A 20,578-nucleotide genomic window follows, 5' to 3' on the forward strand; every position below is an offset into this window, starting at 1 on the left:
CCGACGATGGCTAGCGACGAGACGTTCCGAGGACCGCGCATCGACCGCAGGAAGTTCACCCTGGCCGCGATGCTGACGCTGACCGCAGCCTGCAACGGCGGCGCCCAAAGCCGCACCCCCGGCCGCCCGGCAACCTGGAGCAGCTATCGCGAGCTGTTCCTTTCGCAGGACGGCCGCATCGTCGATACCGGCAACAAGGGCGTCAGCCACAGCGAGGGCCAGAGCTACGGGCTGGCATTCGCGCTCGACGCCGGAGACCGCGAGGCGTTCGACCGGATCGCCAAGTGGACCCGCGAGCACCTCGCCCGCCCCGACGTGGCGCTTCATTCCTGGCGCTTTGACCCTACCGCCGCCAATCCGGTGGCTGATCGCAACAATGCGACCGACGGCGATATCATCATCGCCTGGGCGCTCGGCCTTGCCGGTCAGCGCTGGAATCACCCGGAATACACCGCCCGCGCGGCCGAGATCCGCGCCGCGATCGCCAGCCACTGCGTGATCGAGCGCTACGGCCGCAAGCTCTTGCTGCCCGGCATCGAAGGTTTCGTGACCGACGCGGGAGTTACGCTCAATTCCTCATACTTCGTCTGGCCCGCGCTCGACGCGTTCGCGCTGATCGACGGCCAACAGTCATGGGCGCCGATCATCGCCGACTGCGAGGCGATTGCGAAGCTTGCCCGCTTCGGGACTCGCCATTTGCCGGTGGACTGGATGAGGATTACAGGGCCCTCCCAGCTCGCCCCGGCGCCCGACAAGCCGCCGCGCTTCGGATATGACGCGATCCGGGTGCCACTTTGGGCGTCATTGGGCGGGCGTCCGGCGCTCGTGGACGATGTCGATGCGTACTGGCGTTCCAGCACGGCCGCCGGTCGCCCGATCCCCGCGTGGATCGACGTGATGAGCGGTGAAGAGGCGCCCTACGCGATTTCGAGCGGCGGCGCAGCGGTGGCCAGTCTGCTGCTCGGGACACAAAAACCAGCGATCCTGGCCGACGATTACTATTCGGCATCGCTCCAGTTGTTGAGCGGCCTGCATCTCGTTCGATAGGCGGCAACGGCCGCAAGCAAACCGAAAGGGCGCGGCTCCGCTTGGAACCGCGCCCTTTTCGTTGCGCATTGGCGCCGATCAGGCGACCGAAAGCGCCACTTCGACATTGCCGCGAATGGCGTGGCTATAGGGGCAGATCGTGTCGGCCTCGGCAACCAGAGCTTCGGCGGCCGCGCGGTCCACGCCGGGCAGCGAGGCCTTCAGCTCGGCGGTCAGGCCGAAGCCCTTGTCGCTGCGCGGACCGATGCCGATCGTGACATTGACGCTGGCGTCGGCAGGAACGCGGGGCAGCGACTTGTCCTGCGCAGCGGCGAACTTCATCGCGCCGAGGAAACAGGCTGCGTAGCCCGAGGCGAAGAGTTGTTCGGGGTTGTTGCCCTCGCCATTACCGCCGAGTTCCTTCGCTGTGCCGAGCGTAACGGCGAAGCTGCCGTCATCGGTGGCAGCCTGGCCGTCGCGGCCGCCGGTAGCCGTGGCGCTGGTCTTGTAGAGAGGGGTGATGGACATCGTCATTTTCCTTTCGAGAGATGGGGGATATTTGATCGTTAGTGAATTAATCGTGTGCGATCTAAATGCATTCCCATCGACGCAGTGTCAACCCTTGCGATTAAATCGCGTGCGATTTATATTCACGGCATGACCCAGCCATCCCTCTCGACCGCCCCCCCACGCAGCGATCCCTTCGAGGATTTCCTGTGCTTTTCCGTCTATTCGACCGGCCTGGCGTTCAATCGCATCTACAAGCCGCTGCTCGATCGGCTGGGCCTGACCTATCTTCAGTACCTTGCCCTGATCGCCCTCACCCGCCGCGATGGTCAGACCGTGAGCGAACTGGGCGAGAGTCTCTTCCTCGAATCGAACACGCTCACGCCGCTTATCAAGCGACTCGAGGCGGCGGGTTTCGTAACCCGCACACGTGACAGCGCGGATGAGCGCGTGGTGCGCGTGACGCTCACCGACAAGGGCCGCGAGACCATGGAGGAAGCGCGCTGTGTGCCGCAGGAAGTGCTCGCCGCGACCGGGCTCTCGATAGCCGAACTCTCCCGACTGAACGAGGAGCTGAAAGTCCTGCGCGGGAATCTGCGAACTTCGGGGTGACCTTTACGGGTTCCGCTGGCAATAGGCGCGAACGATCGCGACAGCCTGTTCCCGGCGCCGCGCGGCAGCGGTTTCGCTCGCCATGTCGACATCGAATATCGCGCCGAAGGTGTAGCGGTTGGAGATGAAGTAGAAGGCCAGCGCGCTGATCGTCATATGCAGATCGATCGGGTCAATACCTGACCGGAAGCTGCCATCGGCAACACCGCGCGCGATCAGCGCCGCCGTCTTGGGCAGGACCAGTTCGTTCCGCGCCTCCACGACCGAGGCGATATGCGGGCCGTGGCGCATGTTCTCGTCCATCACCAGCCTGACGAGTTCGGGATGGTGGAAGTGATAATCGAACGTGAGCGCCGTCAGCCGGTCGAGCGCGGCTAGCGGCGACATGTCATCAAGCCCCGCCTCGAGTTCGGCCGAGCGAATGCCGCGATAAGCCTCGGTCAGGACTGCCCGGTAGAGCCCTTCCTTGCTGCCGAAATGATAGTAGATCATCCGCTTGGATGTCGCGGTGGCCGCAGCTATCTCATCGACGCGCGCGCCCGCGAAGCCCTTGTCCGCGAAATGGGCGGTGGCGATGGCGATGATCTCGCGCCGGTTGCGCTCGGTGAACCCGGTGTCCTGCATCGCCTGCGCTATGGGACCTCGATCCCTCAAGAGCAACGGCATTGCTGGTGCCGGATCAGAACGTCATCTTCACCTGACAGCCCAGCGCCAGCGCGTTCGGCGTCGAGCGGAAACTGAAAGCGCCGGGCTCGACGATGTACTGCACGTCGGGCCGGATCGAGAGCCAGCGAGTGGCCTGAATGCCGTAACTGAGTTCGATTGCCGTCTCGCCGGCGGGCAGCGAGGCGTAGCTGCCCGGGATCGGCGCAATATCCACATTCTGACGGCGCAGGCGCGGATCGACCACGGCGTGCACGAAGCCGAGCGCCACGGTATCGGCGTCGCGGCCCTTGAACGTACCGGTCTTGACGAAGCCGCCCGCATACCAGCGCGTGATCTGCGAGGAAATCTCGGGATTGGCGGTGAACTGGCCGAAGATCGAGAGGCCCCGGCTCCCCTGCCCGTCACGCCAGATCATCTGGTCGGCCAGGAGATAGACACCGTAGCGGCCCTTGACGGTATCGCTGCCGCCCTGCTCCGTCACGCGCGAGGTATCGTAGTAGGCGCCCAGCTTGTAATGCCCCGGAAGCACGCGGCTGCCCGCCGCCGCGCCGGGATCGTATTCGACCTCGAGCGGAAGCAACACGCCGATGGTCCCGCCCGCGAAGGGGTTCCACGCATTGTCCTCATCATTGAGGCGCGGGTTCACCTGATAGACGCCCGTGCGGATCGTCACATCCGGGCGCAGTTTGTAGCGGATCGCCGCCCCCCAGCGCGCGTTGGGATAATTGTACCATCCGCTGTCGCCCGAAAGCGAAAGTGCGTGCGCGCAGAAGGCCGCGTTCACGAAGTTGCAGCCCAGCGCCATGCCGCCAAGGTCGTTGCCCATGGCAAAGAAGCCGGCTCTGACGTCGAGCTGGCCGCCGATCAGGCTCTGCTCCACGCTGACTTCGGTGAGGCGTGTATACTGGCCGCCATAGGCCTCCTGAATTGGCAGTCGGTTTCCGACGAAATCCGACGAGATGCCGACGCCACGGCGGTCATTGATGGTGAAATGGAACGTCGTGCCCGACCAACCCGCGATCCTGCCCATATCGAAATCCGCGCCCATGCGGACCTGCTGCGTATAAGCGGTGCCCTGCCGCAGCCCGCCTTTGACGGCCGCGAACGATTCCGAGACGTAGTCGCCCCGGAAAGTGACGCCCGCGTCGACGAGGTCTGTGCGCAGCCCTCCCCAATCTCCGGTGAGCGTATCGCGTCCGGTGGGCGGCGGTGCGGGTTGAGGTGTCGTCTGGGCCTGATCTTCTGCGGCGGTTTCGGTCGTATCTTCGGCGCGCGCCTCACCGGCCGCGAGCGGAATCGCGATCAGCAGGCCGCAACCGGCCAGTCGGGTCAATCTGGTCATGTAATGGGCCAAAGCCCGCTCCTGTCCCCGCGCCTTCCGGAACGCGGGGGTTTGCTTGGGATTTGCGGCAACGGACGGTGGCAGAGCCTCAACTCCACCACCTTGACCGTCAGGGAAGCTTGTAAGCGATCACGTAGTCGCCGCGGTCGGGCGACTGGCGCGCGCCGCCTGCGGTGATCACTACATATTGCTTGCCGGTTTTCGGCGACTTGTAGCTCATCGGGCCGCCTTGGCTGCCAACCGGCAGACGGGCTTTCCAGATCTCCTTGCCGTTCGCGGAGTCGAAGGCGCGCAGATAGTAATCCTGCGTTCCCGCGATGAAGACGAGACCGCCCTGCGTCGCCAATGTTCCGCCGAGCGTCGGCAGGCCGACCGGGATCGGCAGGGCCATGCGGATGCCCATCGGGCCGGTATCGCGCACGGTGCCGACCGGGACCTGCCACTTGATCTGGCGGGTCTTCATGTCGATCGCCGTCAGCGTGCCGAAGGGCGGTTTCTGGCAGGGCACGCCCAGCGCGGAGAGGAAGCGGTCCTTGATAACCGAATAGGGCGTGCCCTTCAGCGGAACGCTGCCCATGCCGGTATTGACTGCTTCGCCAGCATTGCCCGCTGCGCCTTTCTGCTCCGCCGTCTGCGGGAACATCTGGACCCAGAGGCCCAGGCGCATGTCGTTGGCGAAGATGGTGTTGCTGGTGGGATCGATCGAGAGCCCGCCCCAGTTCATGCCGCCCAGCGACCCCGGGAAGCTCAGCGACTTGTCCGTGCCGGGCGCCGTGTAGAGGCCCTCATACCGCATGCCCTTGAAGGCGATACGGCAGAGCAACTGGTCGAACGGCGTCGCGCCCCACATATCGGCCTCGGTCAGCAGACCGGTGCCGATTTGCGGCATGCCCACCGACTTGGGCTGGGTGAGTGAATAGGGCTCGTTCGGGATGTTGGCGGGCTTGACCGGGACATTCGCGACTTCGGTCAGCGGCCGGCCGGTCGCGCGGTCAAGCACGTAGAGCTGGCCTGCCTTGGTGCCGAACACCAGCGCGGGCACCGTTCTGCCATCGGCTTGGGAGAAATCGAAGAAGGTGGGCTGCATAGGGACGTCGAAGTCCCACAGATCGTTGTGCACCGTTTGGAAGTGCCACTTCTCCTTGCCCGTCGTCGCATCGAGCGCGAGCATCGAGGCACCGTATTTGTGATCGAGCGGGGTTCGCGTTTGGCCGTAGAGATCGACCGAGGGGCTGCCCACCGGCATGAACACGGTGTTGCTCGCCGGATCGTAGGACATCGCCGCCCAGACATTGGGGGTCGAGCGGGTGTAAGTCTGGCCTTCCGGGGGCATGCCGGTGATTGCCGGATTGCCGGGGTCGAAGGCCCAGCGCAGCTTGCCGGTGATCACATCGAAGCCGCGCATCACGCCGCCCGGCATGTCCACCTGCACATTGTCCGCCACGCGGCCGCCGACGACCACGGTAGTACCGGCAAGGGTCGGCGCGGACGTGATCTGGTATTGCGGATCAGGCGCATTGCCGAGCCCGGCTTTCAGATCGACACGGCCGCCGGTACCGAAGTCGGGGCAGAATTTCCCGGTATCGGCGTCGAGCGCGATCAGTTCGGCGTTGATCGTGTTCATCAGGATACGGCGTTGGCAAGGCGCGCCCTCAGGCACGGTAATGGCGGTGACCGGGGTGGAACCGGGCATGTTCGGCTGCTGGATCGGCGCCTTGGCGTCGAAATAGGCAAGCCCGCGGCAGCGCATCCAGACCGAGGCGCGCGCATTGATGATGGTCTTCCACTTCTCGCGGCCGCTGTCGGCATCGAGCGCGATCACGTTGTTGTGCGGGGTGCAGACGAAGACCGTATCGCCCACTTGCAGAGGCGTGTTCTGATCTTCGGCACCGTTGCCGTCGCTGAGCGCCATGTCACCCGTACGGTAGGTCCAGGCCACTTTCAGGTCCTTCACGTTGTCACGCGTGATCTGGTCCAGAGCGACGAAGCGGCTGCCGCCGCCGGTATTGCCGTAAGCTTCCCAGTTCTTCTGCTCATGGGTCGGATCGACCGGAATCAGCGCGCCCTCCTGCCCGGTGAAAGCGACAGTGGGATGCGGCACGAACATCGCGGCAAAGCCCGCGGCCGAGCAGAGAGCCAGCACAACCGCCACGCCAAGTGCGGGACCGCGCGAGGGTCTGCGACCGGCCGCGCGGACCAGCAGAGGATAGGATAGCGCAACCACCGTCGCGCCGATGCCCATCGCCAGTAGGCGAGAGATCAGCGGCCAGAACGCAAAGCCCACCTCCCACACTGCCCAGCAGATCGTCAGCAGGAACGTTGCCCCGAAGAGCAGCGCACCGGCCGGTCGGCGGCGGAAGATCAGGAAACCGGAAACCAGCAGCGCGATGCCGGCGACCACGAAGTAAAGACTGCCGCCAAGACTGGCGAGCTTCGCTCCGCCAAGGGTGAAAAAGAGGCCGGCCAGCAGGATGATCGTCCCGAGCAGCCACAGCCATACCTTGGCCAGAAAGCCGATAGCGTTGTTCGTGCCGGGCATTCGGCACCTCCTTTATCGTCTTCGATTGCGCCGAACATGCCCGGGCTTGCATAGCCGGAGCGGTCAGGTCCGCAGAGAATGCATGAAAACGGAGTGCTCGCAATGCTCTCCATCGATCTGTGTACCAACTAGTACATAGATCGATGGAGAGCAAGACGTGCCATGCGGGCATGCGGAGAAAGACGTCCGTCAACGCCCGCAAGCGCCGACGTTGTCGAATTTTCTTGTCTATTCAGATGCCTGCAAATGTCGCCAGCAAAGTCTCGCGGCTGCGCAAGTGATTCGTCCTGCCGGAAAATCCTGAATCAGCGCAGATTTTCGGCAAGAAAATCGATGAACACGCGGACACGCGCAGGAACATTCGCACCGCCGACGAAGACAGCATGGATCTGCTCGACATCACCCGGATTGAAATCTTCCAGCAGCGGGACGAGATCGCCCGAAGCGATTTGCGCGGCGACGCTGAAGCAACCTACACGGGTGACGCCCACCCCTTGCTCGGCAAGTTGTCCAAGCGTCTCGCCATTGTTGGCTTCGATCGTTCCCTTCACCGACAGGGTGAAATCGCGTCCACCCCGCCGAAATGGCCAGACTGGCTCCACGCGCTGAAAGTTGAAGCTCAGGCAGTTGTGGTCCAGCAGATCCTCAGGCTCGCGCGGGATACCAACGCGGGCCAGATAGTCGGGCGAGGCAACAATGACGCGTCGTGTTTCGCCCAACTTGCGCGCGGTAAGGCCGCTGTCGGGCAGCGGACCGAAGCGGATCGCCACATCGGCCTGCCCGGCCGCCACGTCGACAAGCGCGTCGGTCAACGCGATGTCCACCAGAATGTGCGGAAAACGGCGCGCGAATTCGCCAAGCAGCGGCACCACGCAGAGCCGCCCGTGCGCCAGCGCTGCACTGACTCTCAGCCGCCCGCGCGGTGCGCCCTGATCTGCGATCTGCTGTTCGGAATCGTTGAGGTCGGCAAGGATGCGGCGTGCGGCGAGGAGATAGGCGCTACCTTCGCTGGTCAGCGCCAATGCCCGGGTTGAGCGCAGCAGCAGCCGCACGCCAAGTCGCGCCTCAATACGGTCGACCTGACGGCTCACTGCGGAAGGCGTGAGCCCCAGTACGCGGCCCGCTGCGGAAAAACTGCCCAGATCGACTACCGCCGCGAACACTTCCAGCGCCCGCGCGCGATCCATTCCGTCATCCATCTTTGCGTGGATAGCAAAGAACCTTGCCCTTCGCGAGGGCTAACGCTGCACGATAGCGTGTTCCATTTATGCAGCCGAAGCGTAACCGGAAGGATCAAGCATGGAATACCGCCAATTGGGATCGTCGGGCCTGCGAGTGCCGGCGCTGAGTTTCGGCACCGGCACTTTCGGCGGCAGCGGGCCGCTGTTCGGCGCCTGGGGAAGCAGCGACGCCGAGGAAGCGCGGCGCCTGATCGATATCTGCCTTGAGGCCGGCGTAACTCTGTTCGATACCGCCGATGTCTATTCGAACGGCGCCTCCGAGGAAGTGCTTGGCGAAGCGATCAAGGGGCGCCGCGATCAGGTGCTGATCTCTACCAAAACCGGCTTGCCGATGGGCGACGGTCCGCAGGACTGGGGCGCCTCGCGCTCCCGGTTGATCGGCGCGGTCGATGCCTCGCTCCGGCGCCTTGGTACCGATCATATCGACTTGCTCCAGCTCCACGCCTTCGATGCGTCCACTCCGGTGGAGGAACTGATGGGCACGCTGGACATCCTGATCGCGGCGGGCAAGCTGCGCTACGCAGGTGTTTCCAACTATCCCGGCTGGCAGATCATGAAGGCGCAAGGCGTCGCCGATCGCCACGGCTGGCCGCGCCTCACTGCGCATCAGGTCTATTATTCACTGATCGGCCGCGCCTATGAGTGGGACCTCATGCCGCTTGCCGCCGATCAGGGCGTGGGGGCTTTGGTCTGGAGCCCCCTCGGCTGGGGACGCCTTACGGGCAAGATCGGGCGCGGCCGTCCGATTCCCGCCGGAAGCCGTTTGCACGACACTGAACAGTTCGCCCCGCCGGTGACAGAAGAGCACCTCTACCGCGTGATCGACGCGCTGGAGAGCGTTGCCGAGGAAACCGGCAAGACCGTACCGCAAATCGCGATCAACTGGCTGTTGCGGCGGCCGACGATCTCCTCGGTGATTATCGGCGCGCGGAACGAAGAGCAGCTGCGCGACAATCTCGGCGCGGTCGGCTGGTCGTTGACGGCGGCACAAGTCGCCACGCTGGATGCCGCGAGCGAGGTCGTCCCGCCCTACCCGCATACTCCCTATCGCCAGCAGGCGGGCTTTGCCCGTCTCAACCCGGCGATGGTCTGACAAGGACTGCAACCCATGAAGCTCAATCCGGGGCTGCTGGCCCTTTCCGTCGGCGCGTTCGGCATTGGCGTCACCGAGTTCGCGCCGATGGGCCTGCTGCCGGTCATCGCCACCAGCCTGGGGATCTCGATCCCCACGGCCGGGCTGCTCATCAGCGCCTATGCGCTCGGTGTCATGGTGGGTGCGCCGCTGATGACGCTCACCACCGGCCGAATGCCGCGCCGCACGCTGTTGATCGCATTGGCGGGCATCTTCACGCTGGGGAACCTGCTGGCGGCGATTTCGGACAGCTATACCATGCTGCTGGTGGCGCGGATCGTCACGTCGTTCAACCACGGCGCCTTCTTCGGCGTGGGCTCGGTCGTCGCGGCCAGCCTCGTGCCGCCCGAGCGCAAGGCGGGCGCCGTTGCCGCCATGTTCATGGGCCTCACGATTGCCAACGTCATCGGCGTGCCGCTGGCGACCTGGGCGGGCGAGCACCTTGGCTGGCGGATGGCTTTCTGGGGCATTTCGGGCCTTGGCCTCGCCACGATGGCCGCGCTACGCCTGACGTTGCCCGCCCTTCCGGCGCCCCAAGGGGGCAATGCGATGGCGGAACTGCGCGTTCTGACACGGGGCAAGGTTCTGGGCGCGCTGGCACTGACGGTTGTTGGATCGAGCGCGATGTTCACCGTCTTCACGTATGTCGTACCGATCCTGCGCGAGGCGACCCATGCTTCGCTGGGCTTCGTCACCGCCATGCTCGTGACATATGGCCTGGGGCTGACGGTGGGCAACTGGCTTGGTGGACGTTTCGCCGACCGCTCGGTGGACCGGACCTTGATGGTGACATTGGCGAGCCTTGCGGCGATCCTGGTCGCCTTCGCGCTGCTGATGCCTTTCGCTGCGCCGACTGCCGTGCTGGTGTTCCTCTGGGGCGTGGCCAGCTTTGCGCTGGTGCCGCCCTTGCAAGTCCGCGTCATGACCGCTGCGGCGGACGCGCCTAACCTGGCCTCGTCGGTCAATATCGGCGCGTTCAATCTTGGTAACGCGATTGGCGCGGCGCTGGGCGGCGGCGTGATCGCGGCAGGCCTGGGGTATCCGGCCGTGGCACTGGCGGGAGCGGCGACTTCGTTCATCGGACTTGTTGCCGTTGTCCTGACGGTTCGCAGAACCCCTGCGCCGGCGGAACCGCTGTACAGCGCCTGAGGATCTTGAGCCCGTCCCCGCCTTGGGGACGGGCTCAGTTCCACGCCGCCTTTAGAAACCGCGGCGCAGGGTGACAAACCACTGCCGCGGCGCGCCGGTCAGCAGCGTCTGCGAGTCCCCGCTGTTGGTGAAACCGTTCGAGCCCACCGTCGAGACGTACTTCTTGTCGGTCAGGTTGCTGACCGAGACTTCGAGAGCGACGCCCGAAAGATAGCCATGTCCCTCCGGCACTTTGGCTCCCAGCGACGCATCGAGCAGGAAGCGGCCGCCTACCGAAACGTCGTTGGTATAGCTGTAGTAGCGCTTCGACATGTAATTGCCGCCGATGCGGCCGAACAGGATATCGCCGGTATAGGCGAGTTCGGCCGAGGCGATGTGGCGCGGGCTGTCCGGTACGGTCTTGCCCTCGGTATTCACCACGGCGCCGGTGCCGTCTACAACGTCATCCTGATATTCCGAGACGTTGTAGGCGTAGGACGCCGTGGCGCTGAAACCGGCGGGCAGTTGCACCGTTGCGGCAGCTTCGAAGCCATAAGTCTGGACCGAGCCGACGTTAGCCAGAATGCTCGGGCTGCCGACGATGCCGGGACCGGAGCTGATCGCCAGCAGGCGGTTCTTGAAGTCCACGTAGTAGCCCGCGAGCGATCCCTGGAACGGACCTGAACGGAAGCGCGCGCCGCCTTCGACGGTTTGCGAGGTTTCCGGCTTTAGCGTGTCGCTGATTTCGTCGAAACCGGCCTGCGTGGTCGAGAACGGACCCGATGTCACCGCAGAAACGAAGGCGCGCATGTTCTCGGTATAGCTGGCAAAGAGTTCGGCCTTCGACGATACCCGGTAGACCGCACCGATTTGCGGCAGGAACATGTCGTTGGCCTTGATCCGGCCCGAGGGATAGCTCGACTGGACGATCGGGTTCGCCTTGTTGACAACGTCGATGCCCTTCCAGCCACCACTGACGGTCAGCGCATCACCCACGTCGATCGTGTCGGACACGTGGTAGACAAACGTGTTGGTCTGGAACTTGTAATCCCACTGCGTGGCGAACGGGTCCGACTGGAATTCCAGCGAATCCCGCGAGCTGCCGTCGAGCGTATTGTCCAGCGCGTAGTAGCGGCGGGCCTGACGGAAATTGTTGCCCTCATACCAGGCGCCCAGCTCCAGCTTGTTGAAGCTGACATCCCAGTTCAGCGTCGCGATCGCGCCAGCGCGCTTGATGTCGTATTCGGTCGTGCGCACAGAAAGCGGCGCGCCGGTCGGGCTCGGCACATAGGGCGTCCACCAGAGGCCCTGACCATGGTTGTTGTGGTAGTACGATTGCAGCGAGAAGCGCAGCGGCCGATCGACCGGGGTCTCGAACTTGACGCTGCCCAGCCAATCCCGGCGCAGGCCGGCGGCATTGTAGTAGGCATCGTCGACGGTTTCGATCGGCGCAGTGAAGGCGGTCCCGTACGTCGGGAAAGGCAGTGCCGTCCCGGCAGCGGCAGCGAGCTGGTTCTGATAGACCGCAGCCGTGGAATAGGCCGCCTTCCAGTCAGGCGCGAAGTTGTCCCACTTGTAGCCAAGGCGGTCGATCATCGCCTTGGACAGATCCTGATAGTCGTTCTCGCGGCGATCCGAATAGTTCACCCAGGCTGTGAGGCGTCCTGCGCCGAGGTCGCCCACCAGCTTCGCATTGACCTGATCCTGCTTCTGGGCGCCGTCACCCTTCCACTTGCCCGCGTCCATGTGGGCATAGGAAACGTAGGCGCGGAAGGGGCCCATGTCGCCAGTTTCACCGCGAATGAAGGCGCGCACGGTATCCTCGCTGCCATAGGTCGCGCTGGCGACGACATCGAGTTCATGGCCCGGATCGCGCGAGTTGAACAGCAGCGTGCCACCCAGATTGGAGGTGGAGGCCGTGCCCAGTGCACCGGCGCCCTGGCTGACAGTGACGTTGCCGAGGTTTTCGGAGATGATGGCGCGACTTATGTGGAGGCCGTTATAATTACCATAGCTCATGTCGCCCAGCGGCACGCCGTCGAGCGTGAAGCCCAACTGGTTCTGGTTGAAGCCGCGCAGCGAGATGCGGGCCGACCATTCGTAGCTGCCGAAGGCATCGGCCGACTGGAAGTTGACACCGGGCAATTTGGCGATCGCCTTGAGCGGCGAGGTACCCGGCGTCAGCAACGCGATATCCTGGGCGTTGACGGTCTGCGTCTGGCGGGTTTCGCCGAAACCGAGGACGACAATCTCACCCGTGGAGCCTGTGGCGGCGCCATCTCCGGAAGGATCGGCGGGAGCGTCGGCCGCATTATTGTCCGTCGCAAAGGCAGGCACGGCAACGGCGCAGGCAAGAAACGAGACGCCTGCCGCAAGCAGGCGAGATACGTGAACCGTCTTCATTGAGAGAGAACTCCACCCTGAAACCGACGGGGGAATTCCACCTGTTCGGCGACAAACCGATGACAATCCCATGTCATTTTCACGAAAACGGATGGTATTTCATTTTTACAGGATCGGGTTGCATGGGGGCAACACAGGGAAATTTAAAAATATGACTTGAGCAATGCATCAATACGACAGAGTTGCGTCGACTTTATCTCGTTTCAGTCACATCCCCCTTTCATCGGATGCCAAGGGAACTGCCGAAAATGAACTATTTCGAACACGCGGTCGCTGCCCTGATCCTGCAGGTGATCATCGCGCGTTTCACCGGCAGTTGGTGGACCGGCGCGGCCTTGGCCTCGGGTTACTTCATCGGCCGCGAGATCGCGCAGGCGGAGTACCGTTGGATCGAACTCTATGGCCATGGCTTGAGGGCCAACATGCCCTGGTGGGGGCCGCTCGACTTGCGCGTCTGGCCCAAGCTCGACCAGTGGGTCGACTGGATCGGCCCGGTCACCGCGACCTGTCTTCTCGCGACGTTCGCGGGAAGGCGGCGATCGTAGCGAATGAATAACCGTTTCACAGTGTCGGCGAGCCTGCACTCCATCGTGGTTTCGCAGGTCTCATCCGGATTTTTGAGCGTTCCGCGCGAGCCACTTCTTTATCGAGACCAAGCAATGCGATAGAGGCTGTTGATGGCTCCCCCCGCCCAACTCCGCCTTGAATCTGCGTGTCGGCTTGGCGCCGCGTCATGAGTGCAGCCGGTTTTCGCGGCCCCGCTCGCGGTCTGTTCGTCGCGACGATCCTTGTCGGGAGCTTCCTGCTCTTCCTCGTTCAGCCCATGATCGCCCGCATGGCATTGCCGCGTCTCGGCGGCGCGCCGAACGTCTGGAACAGCGCCATGCTGGTCTATCAGGCGCTGCTCCTGGCGGGATATGCCTATGCCCACTGGCTTGGCAGACTGTCGCTGCGCAGGCAGGCGGCAGTGCACCTTTCGCTGCTGATACTGGCAGGCCTGACGCTGCCGGCCGGGCTGACCGGCATGACGCGGATTGCCGGACTTCCCGAAGAGCTGTGGGTGCCGCTTTTGCTCGGCCTGTCGATCGGCCCGGTATTCTTCGCCGTATCGGCACAGGCGCCGCTGATGCAGCGTTGGTTCGCCGCGGATCCGCGTGCGGGTGAGCCTTGGGCGCTCTATGCGGCCTCGAATCTGGGCAGTTTTGCGGGGCTTCTTGCCTATCCGCTGCTGGCCGAACCCCTGTTGAGCTTGCGCCAGCAGAGCCTTGCATGGTCGGCCGGCTTCGTGCTGCTGGTCCTGCTCGTCGCGCTCGCCGCCGCGAGCCGATATGCCCTGCCCGATCAGCCCGCCGCGAGTGTCGAGGCGCCTGAAGAGGCGCCGATCGGCTGGCGCACCGTAATCCTGTGGCTGATGCTCTCCGCCGTGCCCTCGGGGCTGATGCTGTCCACCACAACCCACCTCACGACCGATATCTTCGCGATGCCGCTCCTCTGGGTGATCCCGCTCGGCCTCTATCTGCTGAGCTTCGTCCTCGCCTTTGCCGATCGGCGCGCACCGGCCCACGCGGTGAGCCGGATCGCACCTGTTGTCGTGCTCTTCGCGGGCAGCTATGCGATGGTCTCGAACGGGTCGGGCGGGCTGTGGATGGCCGGGGCGACCTGCCTCCTGCTGTTCTGCGTGGCGACGGCCCTGCATGCGCGCCTTTACGACTTGCGACCGGGCCCGGCCCATCTCACGCGGTTCTATCTCGCGCTTTCGGCGGGCGGCGCGCTGGGCGGACTGTTCACGGCGCTGCTCGCACCGATGGTGTTCGACTGGGCGTGGGAGCACCCGCTCCTTGTGCTGGCCGCCGCGCTGCTGATGCCGCTTGAGCCGCTGCTGCGTTGGAGCGAGAGTGAAAGCATCGATTCCGGCCCCTTGCGCATCGCGCTCGCCCTGTTGCTCGCCTTCGCGGCGTTTCTGGCGTGGCAGTTGGACCAATATGCGCTGCGCCCCGATGACGTGTTGATCGCAACGGTGCTGACGGTGTTTCTGGTGGGTACCGGCCTTATGGTCATGGCGTGGCGCGGCGCGTTCCTTACCGTGCTGGCCATGGCGATGGTTGCGCAGGGCGGCATCTGGACGATACGCGCGACACTCGCGGGGGACCGTACGCGCAGCTATTTCGGCATCTATACCGTGCACGACCGGCAGGAGGAAAGGCTCCGCACGTTGGCGCACGGCACCACGCTGCACGGCGAACAATCGCTCGATCCCGCGCACGCGCATGATGCGCTGACCTATTACGGACCCGGGTCCGGCGTGTCACTGGCGCTTGCCGCGACCCCAGCGCTTCAGGGGCCACACGCCCGTGTCGGCGTGGTGGGGCTTGGCACCGGCTCACTCGCCTGTCGGTCGCAGCCGGGTCAGCACTGGACCTTCTTCGAGATCGATCCGGTGGTCCTGCGTTTCTCGACCTCCGGCCGCTTCACGTTCCTCCGCGATTGCACGCCTGATGCCCGCGTCGTCATCGGCGATGCACGGCTGGAACTTGCGAAACTGCCGCCGGCCTCGTTCGACGTGCTGGTTATTGACGCGTTCTCTTCCGATGCGATTCCGATGCATCTGCTGACGCGTGAGGCATTGCAGGTCTACCTCAAGGCACTGAGTCCGCGCGGGCTGCTCATGCTTCACATCTCGAACCGCTACATCGATCTGGCCCCGGTAGTCGGCGCCAATGCCCGCGATGCCGGTTTGGCGCCCCTCTCCCGGCTCGACATTCCGACTGACACCGACCGCTACACGCCGTCGCGCTGGATCGCCCTGTCACGCGATGGCGCGGTGCTGGATGCACTGGCGCGGCACAGCCCGGATGCGCCATGGACCGTGCTGGACGAGCACGCCGCGCGGCCATGGACGGATGACCATGCCTCGATCCTTCCCTTCATCCGCTGGGACCGGCTCGGCAGTTTTTGATTGCACATTGTCGCCCGCCGAACACGGCCGGCAGACCACCAGTGCCGCGCAAGCGACGAGCCGCGAAGGCCGCGCCGAATCGCATTGACAGGACTTTGTCCACCAGTATGGTTGAGAATATAGAGCGGTGAGTTTCCCGCCGCCCAGGTCGCCAGGTCGCAAGATGAAGTGGCCGCAAAAAGGCGATTATCCGGTGCGGGTCGACCTCGACAGCACGCAAGTCGATTACAGAAATCCCGCCGCCAAGGCAGAGCTTTGCGGCCTGACGATACAAATTCAGGCCCACCCGTCTCGCGGCATCCGTTTCACGACAATTGCAAAGAGAGAGAGAGGAGATACGGCGCATGGAACAGAACGATTATCACGTCCTGCCGCAGGGCGATCGCTGGACAGTCACTCTCCACGGCGTTGCTCTTGCAGTGTTCGCCGATATGAAGGCAGCGCTGAACCGGGCGATCGACATCGCCCATCAGGCCGGCATGGCCGGTCACGAGGCCAAGGTTCTGCTCATAGACCCATTCCGCACGTCCAACGACGCGCCCAAGTGGGTCTTCGGCCGCCACCCCTATCCGCCAACCGCCTGATCCGGGGCCCTTCTCCAGAGGGGCTTTCTCAGAGACGCCGGCGGCGGCGCGAACTTCCGCATTCGTGCCGCCGCCGGTACTGGCCCGCTCTGCCGGGCCATTTGCACATCAGTGCGAGGCCACGCCCTCGAAACAGTCCAGCGTAACCCGATCTCGGCCATACGACTTGCTCTTGTAGAGCTGCGCGTCGGCCGCCGCGATCCAGTGGTCCGGAGTCATACCGTCCCGGCAGCGCGCACAGGCAACGCCGATGCTCACCGTAACTTGCGGGCCGATCCGCGAGGTCTTGTGCGGGATGCAAAGGGCATCGACCTGCCGCTTGATTTCCAGCGCCACTTCGCCTGCCGACACCGGGTCTGCCCCCGGCAGCGCGCAGAGGAATTCCTCGCCGCCATAGCGGGCCGCCTTGCCGTTCAGGTCACCACTCAGGTTGCGGATCGCCCGGGTAAGTGCCGATGCGATCATCATGATGCACCTATCGCCGGCCTGATGCCCGTAAGTGTCATTGAACTGCTTGAAGAAATCGATGTCGACCATGATGACCGACAGCCATTCGTCGCCCCGCGACAGTCGTCCGCAATCGGCAGCAAGGTCTATTTCAAGGTGGCGGCGATTGCTCAGCCCGGTCAGCGCGTCGGTAACCGCCATTTGCGCAAGCCGGTCGCGCATGCGCTTGAGTTCGACGTGGTTGGCCACGCGCGCGCGCAGCAGCGCAGGCTGCACCGGTTTGGTGATGTAATCGATCGCGCCGAGCGACAGCCCGCGCATTTCAGCCTCGGTATCGCCAAGCCCGGTCGTGAAGATCACCGGCACATCGGCCAGCAGGGGGTCGGTCTTGAACTTGCGGCAGGCCTCAAACCCGTCGATGCCCGGCATGACCACGTCCAGCAGCACCAGGTCCGGCTGCACGGCGCGCGCAACGTCCAGCGCATCCTCGCCTGAACTGGCGAAGCAGACATCATAGTCGTCCTCCAGCGCGGCATTCATGATTTCGATATTTGCCACGTCGTCATCGACAATCAGGATCGTCGCCTTGGTCACGGAATATTCCTTATTGCGACAGGATCGGAGGTTACCGGCTGAATGTCAGCACGGTCGTCGATGCGGTCGACAAGTTCCAATGCAGCTACATAGTCAAGCCGCTGCAAGGCATGACAGAGCGGGTGATTCTGCCGTTCGGCTTCCAGCAGGCCTGAGGCCCGCGCGAATTCCTCATAGGCGTCGCGCGCCCGAAGGCTGCGGCGCAGCAGCAATCCGCGCAAGTCCGCGAGCGCGCGTGCCGCGCGTTCGGGATCGGCAGCGGAAGCTTCGGTACGGTCTTCACTGGATTGACCATCGAGGCCCCGCGCGGCGGCAACGGCGGGCTGCAATGCCGCGTCGAGCGCATCGATTTCGGCGGGTACGGACGCGATGTCCTCCGCTTCGAGCAGGCGTTCAATCTCCGAGGCGCAGGATTGCACCGTATGGAGGCCGAGAGCCCCGGCCACGCTACGCAGACCGTGGGCGATGCGGCGGGCCTCCCACGGCTCGTCGCGAGAGAGCGCGCTGCGCAAGTTCGTGGGCACGGCGCCGTAATCACGGCCGAAACTGACGATCAGGCGGCGCAGCAGCGCGGCCTTGCCGCCAACCCGCTCCAGCGCGACGGGAAGATCGAATGGCGCGAGTTGCGCCGGCAGTACAGCCTCAACCTCCGTCTGGCGCGTATCCGCTTCCGGCGCTTTAGCCGGCGCGGCCGCCACGGGCTTGAGCCAGCGGTCGAGCAGCGCCACGAGGGCGGCAGGCGAGACCGGCTTGGCGATATGATCGTCCATTCCCGCCTCGAAGCACTTGCGCTTCTCCTCATCGAAGGCATGCGCGGTCATGGCCAGGATCGGCAGTGTCCCTCGCGGCCACGTCTCGCGGATCCGGCGGGTTGCCTCCAGCCCGTCCATCTCCGGCATTTGCACGTCCATCAGAATGCCCGCGTAGCTGTCGCCCCGCGCGCTGATGAGGTCGCAGGCCATTTGCCCGTTGATCGCCGGATCGACGATGAGCCCGGCCTGGGTGAGCAGTTCGGTCGCGATTTCGAGGTTGATCTCGTTGTCCTCCGCCACCAGCACGCGCTGGCCGCGCAAGTGCGGCTGCACTTGCGTCTGCACAGGAGCTGCCGGCGGCGCGGGCTTCACCGGGGCCGGCTCTTCCCCGGCGAAAAGCAGGGTGATCGTTTCCAGCAGGGCTTGCGGATCGATCGGCTTGGCCAGCACGGCAGAGATGGCGATCCCCTGCGCTTCGGCCAGCGCTTCGTCTACACTATAGGCCGTGAGGATGAGCGTAAGCGGCGGGGGCGCTTCCAGGCCACGTTCCTGAAGGATGCGGGCCAGCGTGAGGCCGTCCATTCCCGGCATCTTCCAGTCGATCAGGACAAGGTCGAACGGATCGCCCCTGCCGCACGCGGCCGTGCAGGCAGCCAGGGCTTCCTCGCCGGAAGCGGCCAGGTCGATATTCATGCCCCAATGGCCGAATATACCTTCGACGATTTCGCGCGAGGCCGAATTGTCGTCGACCGCCAGCACGCGCAAGTCGCGGATCTGCTCGAAGGATACCACCCTGCTCGCGGGAATCGCGCCGGCTTCCGCCACTTCGAACCGGCAGGTGAAGGTGCTGCCCTTGCCCGGTGCGCTGGCGACGGCGATCGAGCCGCCCATCTGTTCAAGGATCTGCTTGCAGATCGCGAGGCCAAGGCCGGTACCCCCGAAGCGGCGCGTCGTCGAATTGTCCGCCTGCGAGAAGGGCCGGTAGAGCGCGGCCTGTTGCTCGGCGCTCATCCCGATGCCGTCGTCGGCAACGACGAGTTCGAGCATGGCGCGCTTGCCCTCGCGCTCGACCACATAGACGCTGACCTCGACGCGCCCGCCCACCGAGAACTTGACTGCGTTGCTCAGCAGATTGAGCGCGACTTGCGCAATCCGCAGCGGATCGCCGCAGACCGCCTGCGGCACGTCCGGTGCGATGTGCGAGAAAAGGCGCACGCCTTTGGCCTGCGCCTCGAAAACGACCAGCTGGACCTGCTCGGCAATCGTCGCGCGCAAGTCGAAGTCCTGCATTTCCAGCACGAGCTTGCCCGCCTCGTTCTTCGAGAAGTCGAGGATGTCGTTGATCAATCGCAGCAGCGAAGAACCCGCGCCCTTGATCTTGTCCACGAAGTCGCGCTGGCGATCGTCGAGGCCGGTAAGGCCGATCAGGTGGCCGTAGCCAAGGATCGCGTTCATCGGCGTGCGGATTTCGTGGCTCATGTTCGCAAGGAACATGCTCTTCACGCGCGTAGCCTCCTCGGCCTCGCGCGTGCGCGCTTCAAGCGCCGCATTCTTCTGGAGGATCTCGCTGCTCATGCGGCCGATACGCTCGAAACTGGCCACCAGCATGCCGTTGAGCCAGATCAGCACCGCTGTCTGGAACGCCACGATTCCGGCATGGAATAGCACGCGCTCCAGCGTTCCTTCCTGCGGGAACACCGCATAGGGCAGCAGGAACAGCAACAGGAGGTGATGCAGCGCGATGGCGAAGGCGGCCACAAGAATGGTCTCGCGATCAAGCCAGGCGATGGTCAGCGCCAGCATCGCGAAGAAGTACATGTGCATGTCCATCTGCCAGGGATGACCCCGCATCAGGAACAGCAGCACGGCGACCTCGCCCATCAGCGCGACGGCGGAAAGGTAGCGTGTGGCCGGTGCGGGCCCGTTCAGTGCCCACATGAGATGGTAGGAGCCCGCCAGCAACACACCGGCCAGCGCGGCGTTGAGAAGCGATTCGCCCTGAATCAGCGCCACCGTGACCAGCAGCGGAACATGGAGCCAGAGCAGGACGACCAGGAAGCGCCCGAACTTGGTGCGAAGCGCGGCGATCTCGTCTGTCATGTCGCGGTACTCGGCTTTTGGGGAGCGGTGCAGCCCAGCGGACCCGGCACCCGCCGGACAAATACGGCGCCCGCACGTTTCAGCGCCCGGCCAAAGCGGGGGTCTGTCGATGCGGCGATGACGATGTTGGAGAAGCCGCCGGGACGCACCAAGCGGCCGCCCGAGGCGCGGATCAATCCGGTCGTCCGTCCCAGTGTCCAGCCCGGAGGGACCACGACGAGATAGCCGTCGCCCTTCTCCGTACTGGCGAGCGAGGCGACGAGCAAACCCGCCACCAGCAGGCAGAGCATGATCATCGCAGGCAACAGATCACGCGCCCGCGCGTGCCGCCGGCTATTTGCGTGGGACTCACCCCCAACCTGATTTCCTTGCGTTTGCAATAGCATGGCACCCATCACCCCCCACGGGTGTGCAAGCTTAGCTAAGTAGCGGTGTTTCAATCGTAAATATAGTATAGCCGCGACCTACGCGGTCGGCAGGAAACACTTTTGATTTCCGGGCTCAAACGCGGGATTGCCGCAGAAGCGGCGGGCCCTACAGCGGCGGCTA

General features: G+C 64.4%; 16 protein-coding genes. 7 read left to right on the top strand and 9 right to left on the bottom strand.

Annotated elements, in window-relative coordinates; translation table 11 throughout:
• The first annotated feature begins 6 nt into the window (after positions 1 to 6).
• Positions 7 to 1,047 (top strand): glycosyl hydrolase family 8, encoded by a 1,041-nt coding sequence (locus tag EDF56_RS07875; RefSeq protein ID WP_132386174.1) that lies wholly within the window; start codon positions 7 to 9, stop codon positions 1,045 to 1,047.
• A gap of 78 nt (positions 1,048 to 1,125) precedes the next feature.
• Here EDF56_RS07875 and EDF56_RS07880 read toward each other — a convergent pair whose 3' ends face one another.
• Entirely contained in the window at positions 1,126 to 1,554 is a 429-nt protein-coding gene (locus EDF56_RS07880) for an organic hydroperoxide resistance protein (RefSeq protein WP_132386175.1), read from the bottom strand.
• A gap of 129 nt (positions 1,555 to 1,683) precedes the next feature.
• Between EDF56_RS07880 and EDF56_RS07885 the strand changes: the two genes are divergently transcribed.
• On the top strand, positions 1,684 to 2,145 hold the full coding sequence (locus EDF56_RS07885; protein ID WP_132386176.1) for a MarR family transcriptional regulator: 462 nt from the start codon (positions 1,684 to 1,686) through the stop codon (positions 2,143 to 2,145).
• 3 nt (positions 2,146 to 2,148) lie between these two features.
• On the opposite strand, the gene EDF56_RS07890 is transcribed toward EDF56_RS07885, so the two are convergent.
• From EDF56_RS07890 to EDF56_RS07905, 4 genes are all read right to left on the bottom strand, one after another.
• Positions 2,149 to 2,769: a TetR/AcrR family transcriptional regulator gene (locus EDF56_RS07890; protein WP_132386177.1), complete on the bottom strand. Its 621-nt coding sequence runs from the start codon at positions 2,767 to 2,769 to the stop codon at positions 2,149 to 2,151.
• Between the two features lie 55 nt (positions 2,770 to 2,824).
• Complete coding sequence (locus EDF56_RS07895; RefSeq protein WP_132386178.1) at positions 2,825 to 4,153, bottom strand: carbohydrate porin; 1,329 nt, start codon at positions 4,151 to 4,153, stop codon at positions 2,825 to 2,827.
• Between the two features lie 109 nt (positions 4,154 to 4,262).
• Complete coding sequence (locus EDF56_RS07900) at positions 4,263 to 6,692, bottom strand: glucose/quinate/shikimate family membrane-bound PQQ-dependent dehydrogenase (protein WP_165912132.1); 2,430 nt, start codon at positions 6,690 to 6,692, stop codon at positions 4,263 to 4,265.
• Between the two features lie 305 nt (positions 6,693 to 6,997).
• Positions 6,998 to 7,891, bottom strand: coding sequence for a LysR family transcriptional regulator (locus EDF56_RS07905; protein ID WP_132386179.1), 894 nt, complete (start codon positions 7,889 to 7,891; stop codon positions 6,998 to 7,000).
• Between the two features lie 100 nt (positions 7,892 to 7,991).
• Here EDF56_RS07905 and EDF56_RS07910 point away from each other — a divergent pair, with 100 nt between their 5' ends.
• Positions 7,992 to 9,026 (top strand): aldo/keto reductase, encoded by a 1,035-nt coding sequence (locus tag EDF56_RS07910; RefSeq protein WP_132386180.1) that lies wholly within the window; start codon positions 7,992 to 7,994, stop codon positions 9,024 to 9,026.
• 15 nt (positions 9,027 to 9,041) lie between these two features.
• The gene (locus EDF56_RS07915; protein WP_132386181.1) at positions 9,042 to 10,214 is read left to right on the top strand and encodes an MFS transporter; all 1,173 of its coding nucleotides are present in this window, start codon (positions 9,042 to 9,044) and stop codon (positions 10,212 to 10,214) included.
• Positions 10,215 to 10,265: 51 nt separating this feature from the next.
• Here the strand turns inward: EDF56_RS07915 and EDF56_RS07920 are convergent, their stop codons facing one another.
• Positions 10,266 to 12,596, bottom strand: coding sequence for a TonB-dependent receptor (locus tag EDF56_RS07920; RefSeq protein ID WP_132386182.1), 2,331 nt, complete (start codon positions 12,594 to 12,596; stop codon positions 10,266 to 10,268).
• A gap of 248 nt (positions 12,597 to 12,844) precedes the next feature.
• Here EDF56_RS07920 and EDF56_RS07925 point away from each other — a divergent pair, with 248 nt between their 5' ends.
• From EDF56_RS07925 to EDF56_RS07935, 3 genes are all read left to right on the top strand, one after another.
• A complete protein-coding gene (locus tag EDF56_RS07925; RefSeq protein WP_132386183.1) occupies positions 12,845 to 13,141 on the top strand; it encodes a hypothetical protein in 297 nt (98 codons plus the stop codon).
• A 188-nt stretch (positions 13,142 to 13,329) separates the two neighbouring features.
• Complete coding sequence (locus tag EDF56_RS07930) at positions 13,330 to 15,552, top strand: fused MFS/spermidine synthase (RefSeq protein WP_132386184.1); 2,223 nt, start codon at positions 13,330 to 13,332, stop codon at positions 15,550 to 15,552.
• A 344-nt stretch (positions 15,553 to 15,896) separates the two neighbouring features.
• Positions 15,897 to 16,136, top strand: coding sequence for a hypothetical protein (locus tag EDF56_RS07935; protein WP_132386185.1), 240 nt, complete (start codon positions 15,897 to 15,899; stop codon positions 16,134 to 16,136).
• A gap of 108 nt (positions 16,137 to 16,244) precedes the next feature.
• On the opposite strand, the gene EDF56_RS07940 is transcribed toward EDF56_RS07935, so the two are convergent.
• The 3 genes from EDF56_RS07940 to EDF56_RS07950 are packed head-to-tail and all read right to left on the bottom strand — an operon-like array spanning position 16,245 to position 20,424.
• Positions 16,245 to 17,177, bottom strand: a complete 933-nt coding sequence (locus tag EDF56_RS07940) for a diguanylate cyclase (protein WP_132386186.1) — start codon at positions 17,175 to 17,177, stop codon at positions 16,245 to 16,247.
• A complete protein-coding gene (locus tag EDF56_RS07945; protein WP_132386187.1) occupies positions 17,174 to 20,029 on the bottom strand; it encodes a response regulator in 2,856 nt (951 codons plus the stop codon). The genes EDF56_RS07940 and EDF56_RS07945 overlap by 4 nt, the downstream gene beginning before the upstream one ends.
• On the bottom strand, positions 20,026 to 20,424 hold the full coding sequence (locus EDF56_RS07950; protein ID WP_165912133.1) for a hypothetical protein: 399 nt from the start codon (positions 20,422 to 20,424) through the stop codon (positions 20,026 to 20,028). The genes EDF56_RS07945 and EDF56_RS07950 overlap by 4 nt, the downstream gene beginning before the upstream one ends.
• Positions 20,425 to 20,578 lie beyond the last annotated feature (154 nt).

The organism is Novosphingobium sp. PhB165 (genome assembly GCF_004341845.1).
Taxonomy (GTDB): domain Bacteria; phylum Pseudomonadota; class Alphaproteobacteria; order Sphingomonadales; family Sphingomonadaceae; genus Novosphingobium.